At 52.4% G+C, this 7,735-nt stretch carries 8 protein-coding genes; 6 read left to right on the top strand and 2 right to left on the bottom strand.

The annotated features are described in order from the left end of the window. Window positions 1-137: 137 nt before the first annotated feature. The 3 genes from PsW74_RS21990 to PsW74_RS21980 are packed head-to-tail and all read left to right on the top strand — an operon-like array spanning window position 138 to window position 2,055. Window positions 138-869, top strand: a complete 732-nt coding sequence (locus PsW74_RS21990) for an ABC transporter ATP-binding protein (RefSeq protein ID WP_063290404.1) — start codon at window positions 138-140, stop codon at window positions 867-869. Continuing rightward, window positions 866-1,483 (top strand): energy-coupling factor transporter transmembrane protein EcfT, encoded by a 618-nt coding sequence (locus PsW74_RS21985; RefSeq protein WP_063290403.1) that lies wholly within the window; start codon window positions 866-868, stop codon window positions 1,481-1,483. Before PsW74_RS21990 ends, PsW74_RS21985 begins: the two co-directional genes overlap by 4 nt. 5 nt (window positions 1,484-1,488) lie before the next feature. Continuing rightward, on the top strand, window positions 1,489-2,055 hold the full coding sequence (locus PsW74_RS21980; protein ID WP_063290402.1) for a biotin transporter BioY: 567 nt from the start codon (window positions 1,489-1,491) through the stop codon (window positions 2,053-2,055). Window positions 2,056-2,155: 100 nt separating this feature from the next. Here the strand turns inward: PsW74_RS21980 and PsW74_RS21975 are convergent, their stop codons facing one another. Both PsW74_RS21975 and PsW74_RS21970 read right to left on the bottom strand, forming a co-directional pair. After that, window positions 2,156-3,364 carry an ROK family protein gene (locus PsW74_RS21975; protein WP_063290401.1) on the bottom strand — a complete coding sequence of 403 codons (1,209 nt, stop codon included), beginning with the start codon at window positions 3,362-3,364 and terminating at the stop codon, window positions 2,156-2,158. A 198-nt stretch (window positions 3,365-3,562) separates the two neighbouring features. Beyond that, window positions 3,563-4,801, bottom strand: coding sequence for an MFS transporter (locus PsW74_RS21970; protein ID WP_063290400.1), 1,239 nt, complete (start codon window positions 4,799-4,801; stop codon window positions 3,563-3,565). 129 nt (window positions 4,802-4,930) lie between these two features. On the opposite strand from PsW74_RS21970, the gene PsW74_RS21965 reads away from it, so the two are divergent. The 3 genes from PsW74_RS21965 to PsW74_RS21955 form a co-directional block, all read left to right on the top strand. Then, entirely contained in the window at window positions 4,931-6,199 is a 1,269-nt protein-coding gene (locus PsW74_RS21965; protein WP_063290399.1) for an SLC13 family permease, read from the top strand. Between the two features lie 674 nt (window positions 6,200-6,873). Continuing rightward, window positions 6,874-7,194 carry a hypothetical protein gene (locus PsW74_RS21960; RefSeq protein WP_063290398.1) on the top strand — a complete coding sequence of 107 codons (321 nt, stop codon included), beginning with the start codon at window positions 6,874-6,876 and terminating at the stop codon, window positions 7,192-7,194. Window positions 7,195-7,203: 9 nt separating this feature from the next. Then, window positions 7,204-7,735 (top strand): hypothetical protein (locus PsW74_RS21955; RefSeq protein ID WP_193777980.1); only part of this gene is annotated, 532 nt, incomplete at its 3' end.

The following is a 7,735-nucleotide window of genomic DNA, read 5'->3' as shown; positions in this document are numbered from 1 at the left end:
GAAAAGGTCGCGGACATGACACATAGGAAGAGGCTTGTCGAGCCGTGATGGTCAGCCATGATCTCTTAGATTTCCGTGGTGTTGGCATGCTGCATTGTGTATAGGAGTGCAACTCCTTTGGCTGGTGATATTGCGGCGTGAACGACACTTCAAAAACAATCAATTTTGACCATGTTTCCATTGATCGGAGCGGATCGACGATCATCAGTGATCTGAGTGTTGCGCTGCCGGATCAGCGGGTTGGGATTATTGGTCGGAACGGGTCTGGTAAGTCTACGCTTGTGCGCAGCCTGAATGGTTTGCTGCCGGTGAGTGCAGGCTCTTTGCTGGTTCACGGTGTTTCTGCTGAGGAAGGGGCCAAGAAGCTGGCACGGGTGACTGGGTTTGTGTTCCAGAACCCGGATCATCAGCTGATCTTTCCGACCGCTCTGGAAGAGCTGAGCTTTGGCTTGCGCCAGATTGGGGTGGGCAAAGCGGATGCAAAGGTGCAGAGCCTTGCGCTGTTGAGAGACCATGGCATTGAGCAGCTGGGAGAGCGGCCAGTTCACGAGCTTTCTGAAGGTCAAAAGCAGCTGATCTGTATTTTGGCGGTGCTCATCATGGAGCCGAAACTGCTGGTGCTGGATGAGCCGTTTTCCAGTCTGGATTTGCGGACGCGAGCAGCACTGCGACGGAAGCTGGAGAAGCTGGATCAGCAGATCCTCTTTGTCAGCCATGAGCTGGATGCGCTGAGTGACTATGACAAAGTGCTCTGGATTGAAGACGGTAAGCTCAAGCAGTTTGGTGTGCCTGCGGATGTGCTGGCAGACTATCAGGCGCATGAGCTTTCTGGTGTGGACCTTCATTTTGAAGGGGTAGCGCGCGCATGATCTCTCTTTACATGGCGGGCAACAGTTGGGCGCACAAGCTTCCTGCCAGAGTGAAGCTGATCTTTTTGTTTGTGCTGAGCCTGCTGATCATTCCGTTCAATACGCTTTGGTTCTCTGCTGCTTTGCTGGTGTTTGTGGTTGCGCTGTATGCGACGCTTGGCCGGCGGGGGCTGGAGAAGGTGAAGGTGGTTCGCCCACTGCTCTGGATGATGGGGATCATCTTTCTGGTGCATGTGTTTTTAGGCGATATTGAGCAGGGCATTATTGCTGTGTTGCGTCTATTGGCGATGGTGCTCCTTGCCAACTTTATTAGTATAACAACACATATGGAGGCCTTGATGGATGCGGTTGAACCGTTGTTCCGGCCTCTGCGTGTGTTTGGCATCTCCCCAAGACGCGTCTCGCTGGCAGTAGCCTTGGTTATCCGGTTTGTTCCGGTGCTGCTGGCGGTTTATGCGTCGCTGCAAGAAGCGTATAAAGCCAGAACAGCCCACGCCAACAGCTGGCGCTTGCTTGCCCCATTTGCGTTACACGCGATTAAAATGACAGATCATGTTGCCGAAGCTTTGACAGCCCGAGGTGGGGCTGACGGCTTTGACCGTGATAAGAAATAGATAGGATGACTATGTCTAGCGATCGTTCTCTTGTTCAGATTGCATTTTATGCGGCGCTGATTGCTGCTCTGGGTTTGGTGCCCAAGATTGAGCTGGGTCTTGCTGGTGGAATTCCAATTACTGCACAGTCGCTTGGTGTGATGCTGGCTGGCATGATGCTTGGTCCGGTGCGTGGTGGGCTTGCTGTTGCTTTGCTGCTGTTTCTGGTGGCGCTTGGCTTGCCGTTTCTGGCCGGTGGCCGTGGCGGCATCGGCGTGTTTTATGGCGCGACAGCTGGGTATCTGGCAGGCTACTTTGTTGGCGCGATTGTCACTGGTGCGATCATGAAAGCTATGCGCAACATGAATGTAGTGTTTGGCGCGGTTGTTTCCGGCGTGATTGGCGGCATTGTTGTGGTGCATGCGCTTGGCGTGCCGGTGCTGGCCTATAAAGCTGGTATGACACTCGACAAAGCCATCATGGTTGGCAGTTTGCCGTTTCTTCCGGGTGATCTGATCAAGGTTGCTCTTGCTGCTGTTGTTGCACACACAATTGCGCGCGGTTTGCCTTCTGCAATGCTGTCCCGCAACTAATCGTGCTCAAGCGAGTTTTGAGAAAGCCGGTTCCTTTGGGGCCGGCTTTTTTCGTGCGTACTCGTATCTGAAAACCGGAGCCACTTTTCGGGAGTACGCCTTAATGGATCAGTGCCTCATCCAGATGCTTCAGGGCTTTTATGAGGAGGCCCTGGAGGATGAAATCTTCGTCCCATGGCAGGACTTCAAGGTTCACTGAATCCAGCAGTGGCGCCAGCAGGCCGCTTTCCAGCCCTTTGTTCATGCCGTGCTTGAAGAGGTCGTAGGCTTGCATGGCTTTGCCAGTGAGGACGATGCGGCTTGGGTCCAGCAATGAGATTGTGCGGGCGAGGCTGACGCCCAATGCAAAACCTGCATCTGTGAAGACCTTTTGCGCCTGCGCTTCACCTATGCGGGCTCTTGCGCGTAGGTTCTGAATGTACTCCGGCCCATAGAACATGGCGGAGGGAGAGGTTTCCTTGGGCAGCTTCTGCGCTTCGCGATAGAGTGCATAGTCGGCGATGTAGGCTTCCAGACAGCCCTTCTTGCCACATCTGCATGCCGCGCCTTCTGGCGTAAAGGGTGAGTGGCCGTATTCAGCTGCGGCTCCGGTTTCGCCACGGTAGAGCGCGTTTTTGATGAAGATGCCCATGCCAACGCCGCGGTCGATATACACCACGACAAAATTACCGCTGTATTTCTCAGCATCCTGCCGGTGCAGGGCTTCGGCGATCATGTTGGTGTCGTTGTAAAGCGTGCAGGTGATGCCGAGGGTTTTGGAGAGCTTGGCTGTGAGTTCCACCTGTCGCTCTGCAATGGTGGGCGACCAGATGATGGAGCCGTTGCGCTTACCGACGATGCCTTGCGTTGCCACGGTGATTTCCATGACGCTACGGGCACGAAGCGGCTCTGTTTTCATCAGCGCTTTGATTTCGCGGGCGAGCAGGGCGATGAATGCTTCGCCGCCCATATCGGAGGATTCCACCATGAACTTGGCTTCGGCATGCTGGTGGCCGGTATAATCCACCAGAGCAAGTGAAACACGGTCTACCGAGAGCTTGACAGTGACCACATGGGCGACATCATCACGCAGACGCAGATAGGTGCGTGGGCGGCCACGGGTGTTGGCATCCGGATTGGGCTGTTCTTCCACCTCTGTGATCAGGCCGCGGTCCTTCAGATCAGCGGTGATGGAGGTGACGGCGGCTAGAGAAAGACCTGTTAGCCGGCCAAGGTCGACACGGGCCAGAGTGGTATGACGCCGCAACGTGGACAACACCACGAACCGGTTTTGGCGACGAACCTGCTCTCTACTGGCTTTTTCGATCATTCGAGTACTGGCCTGCACTGTGTGTTCAAAACATGTCCGCGTTCATTTGTATTCACGCCTTAGGCCCTGAACATTTGTTTTCTAGCGCATTCTTTTATCTGCGAGATAAGCATAAGTATTTGAGGACCAGTAAATAAAGAGAGTAATCGTATAAATCAGCGTTTTCACCCGAAAGTTGAGGTGACCTAATCGTAAGTCCTAGCTCGTTTGTTGAGGTGCTGTTCCGTCATCTTCATCTGTTTGAGCTGGCAAAGTTTCCGGCATCAGGAACAGGTACATGGTGCCGCCAATGAAGGCCAGAACCGCAAGGGTGATGAAGGCGGGAGAATAGCCGAAAAACTGGACGATTTCTTCAGCAAGCAGGTTGGATGCAGCCGAACCAATGCCCACGACAGCGGCGAGAGCGCCTTGTACCAGATTGAAGCGGCCTGTGCCTCGGGTCAGATCCGCAGCGATGAGCAGGATAATCACGCCGAAGATGCCGTTGGCGATGCCATCCAGTGACTGTACGGAGATGAGTGCGACGGGGTCTTCCAGCCACATGAACAGCATGCCACGAATGGGCAGAATGAAGAAGGCGAGCAGGAAGAGCGGCTTGCGGCCCCATATATCGGCTCTGGCAGCGCAGATGATGGACATGATGGTCATCCAGAACTGTGCCACGACGATGCAGGTTGCCGCGAAGGCGACGCCGATATTGACGTTGGAATTGACCGAGAGCTTTTGCCCGACCAGCGGCAGCATGGCAGCATTGGCGAAATGGAACATGAACACGCAGAGCACCAGTGTGAGCAGGCGTTTGTCTGCCAGGATGGTGCTGACGGTGGATGGTTCATCGCCATCGTTGGGGGTGTGGTGCAAGCCACCACGGGCTGCGTTGTGGTTGATGGCCGAGCCGCTGACCATGCCGATGCTGATGGCCATGCCGACGGCCATGAGGGCAACAAGCCAGAACACGCCTTCTGCCGAGATCCACAGTGCGAGACCTGCGCCCAGAATGGCGGCAAACACATTGCCAGAGTGGTTGGCTGCCTGATTGGCGCCCATTTGTACAGTGAAGTGGTCTGGTCCTGATATGCCCAGAGTTATGGCGGCGATGCAGGGGCCGACGAAGGCGACGGCAATGCCCATGAAGATCTGCGCGATGTAAATCACCGCCGGATACTGCGAGAACAGCAGGATCGAGATGGTTGCGAAGCCGATGAGCAAGGCGCAGGAGGCGAGGAGCAGACGTTTTTTGCGGGTGCTGTCGATGAAGGCACCTGCTGGTGTTTGCAAGGCGACGGTTGTCAGCGAGCCAATGGCGAGGACCATGCCGATATTGCCGGGGGACCACTGCAGGCCCGTGAGCAGGTAGATTGCAAGATAAGGTCCAATTCCACCCACGACATCGCCGGCGAAGAAGTTCGTCGAAAGCATTGCCTTGTTGAGTTTCATGGAGACCCTGGATTGTTGCGTGATCTGCGTTGAGAATAGGTGAGAGTTCTCTCCAAGCCCCCAAGGATTTTGGTCTATTGTCGAAGTGGCGGTTAAGCTGCTGTCAAACCACGGTGGCTACGGTGGGGCATGTCGGTTTCTCTTGCTGTTTCCGCCCTCATTTTCCTCGGAATTGCGGTGCGCCAGTGGCTTCCGCCCATGGTGCGGATCTGGCACATCATGCTGATGGGCGCGATTGTGCTGTTGGTGCTGGGGGAGATCAGGCCTGTGGCTGCGTTTCATGCGGTGGACTGGCAGCTGATCTTCTATCTGTTTGCCGTGTTCAGCATTGCCTCGTCGCTGTATGACACCGGTCTTTCGCAGGAAATCGCGGATATGCTGCTGAAGCGGGCCAATGCTGGTGTCGTGCTGCTGTGGTTCATTGTGGCCTCAGCGATTTGTGCGGCGGTGCTGACCAATGATGCGGCGGCGGTGATTGGGGTGCCTATTGCTATTATCCTGAGCCGTGCCTTCAAGTGGAAACTGGCGGTGGTTTTGGTGACACTGTGTGCCGCGGTGACGGTTGGCTCCATGGTTTCACCCGTTGGCAACCCGCAGAACATTCTGGTGGTGAATGCCGCCAATTTTCAGAATATGCTGGCGACGTTCATTGTGTGGGCTCTGGTGCCCGGCGTGATCTGCCTTGTGGCTGTGTTCTTCCGCTTCCACCGGCTGGTGAAAAAGAATGGATCGGATGAGAGTGCGTTGGTCTCTGAAGACGTAGAAACGCAGGCAGAAGCGGTTGAGGTGAGCCGGCGGCAATGGCCTGCGATGGTTTCCGTTGTGCTGCTGGTGGGCATCATAACCGGCGATAGTTTGGGGCGGACGTACTTTCACCTTGGCCCGCTGCCGTTTGGCTGGGTTGGGCTGTTGTCCTGCCTGCCGATCTATGTGGCAGGAGATGAGCGCCTGCGGGTGTTCAAGGAGGTGGACTGGGCGACGCTGATCTTCTTTGTGGCCATGTTTATCGTCACTGGCTCGCTCTACCAATCCAGCTCCCTGCAATATCTGCTTGGCTCCTTGCAAGGAGAGCTGGCAGACCTGACGATAACTGCTGTGGTGAGCTTCTGGGCGAGCCAGCTGTTCTCCAACGTGCCGGTAGTCGAGCTTTACCTGAAACTGCTGGATGGTGGCAGCACTGGTACCTTCATGATGCTCTCCAGCATCTCCACCGTGGCCGGAAACCTCTTCATCATCTCCGCTGCCAGCAACGTCATCGTGGTCCAGCAAGCCGAAAAGTTCGGCGCCCCCCCCTTCACCTTCTGGCAATTCTGCTGGTGGATGCTCCCGATTACGGTGTTTTGCGTGGTGGTGAGCTATGGATGGATTGTGGGGCTGACGGTGTTGGGGGTTGGGTGAGTTTTGGAGACAAAGCGGACTTTCACCACGAGTGCGATAACTCAGATTAGAAGAAAGCCAAAGCTAGCTTGGAGGGCCATTACCGGACATTCGGATGTTTCAATTAATGGTTGAGCGATCTCGTCAAAAGAGTGAGCGGCAATTTCATTCCTCATCGCGAGCCTTAGTGTGTTTTATAGTGAATGTTAGGTTCTTTCCCAGTTGGTTAGCTCAAGGAGGCGGATCACGCCATTCCCAGCGCAGTCTTTTGGGTATCGAATGAATACTTCCGATCCGATCAGTGGGTTGTGGCATGTTCAACGCGAAGACCATACTTCGCGTTAATATACTTACGATTTCGATTACTGACGCTGTATCTACAACACTTACATCGCCCCCACACAAACGACTTCATCTCTAAAATGACAGTCTTTAAAAGAACTCAAAAAAAATCACCGCCCCACATAACACTCATCTCATCGCACAGCTCGATGAGTTTTGTAATGGAACCAATAATTTTACTGTTCACTCAACTTTTGCGTAGTTGTTGATTTAGTGGCAAACGATAGGTTTACATTCTGAGGCCCGTATCTACCATTATTGGAAATAGTGGTAGCTTATAGAAAGCACAGCTAGAGTAAAAATAGTCGATGCGCTTAATCTTGAACTGATCCCAAAAGAGTTGAGGTCAATAGATGAATGAAATTCAAATTATAACATACATAAAAAAGGGGGCTCTTGTTTCAGTTCCTGCAGCATGTATCGATGCTGAATGTCAGCTCGATAAACAGTATAAAGCTGAGATAGACTTGCCTAATAAAACTGGCACACCAACCACCTTCCATTTTATATTTGAAGTAACAAACAAGCAAAAAAGCGCATCCGGCTTTGAAACCCCAAGTTCTGCTATGGGTATTATTGAAAATTTGGAAGAAGATTTTGGACTTCCTCCAAATGTCGATAATTATAAAATATATAACATTAAGATTATAGATAAAAAATACAAAATTGCATAAGAGTAAATAATGAGTGACGGAATTTCCCTTGAAGTAATAGCTGACTTAATCTTGTCGGATGGAGTAGCTGCGCTTACATTTGGAAACACAACCTTTGATGTTCGCTTCCAAGCAGGTTATTTGCCTACTGGTCTTGATCAAAAAGTTGAAGCTATCAATATCCTAACAACTCTAACGAATTTTGCCAACTCCCCTGCCGGGCAGATTATGATGCAGGATAATCCTGGCACTGTGCTTGTGAACATAACAAACAACCCAGATGGTCCCTATTCTGGCGGTAGGGAAATTATGGGGGCAAAAATTGTTAACATCAATACATTTGATGTAGGACATTTATATCTTACTATTGATGGTTCCTATGAAAATTTTAATCTTCAGCATGTTTTGAACCATGAGTTGTCTCACGTTTATGGGTACCCTGAAGATAACGAAGCACACAACGCTGCAACAAACGAACTAAACTCACAAACTTCTGGTGGTCGTCCTAGGTCAAATTATGAAAGCGTCATCCGTAAACAAGATTTTTGCTTCCTTTCAGGCA

Origin of the sequence: Pseudovibrio sp. W74 (assembly GCF_001623085.1) — a bacterium.
Taxonomy (GTDB): domain Bacteria; phylum Pseudomonadota; class Alphaproteobacteria; order Rhizobiales; family Stappiaceae; genus Pseudovibrio.
Note: the sequence above shows the minus strand (reverse complement) of the source record. Positions and strands in the feature narration are given on the sequence as shown.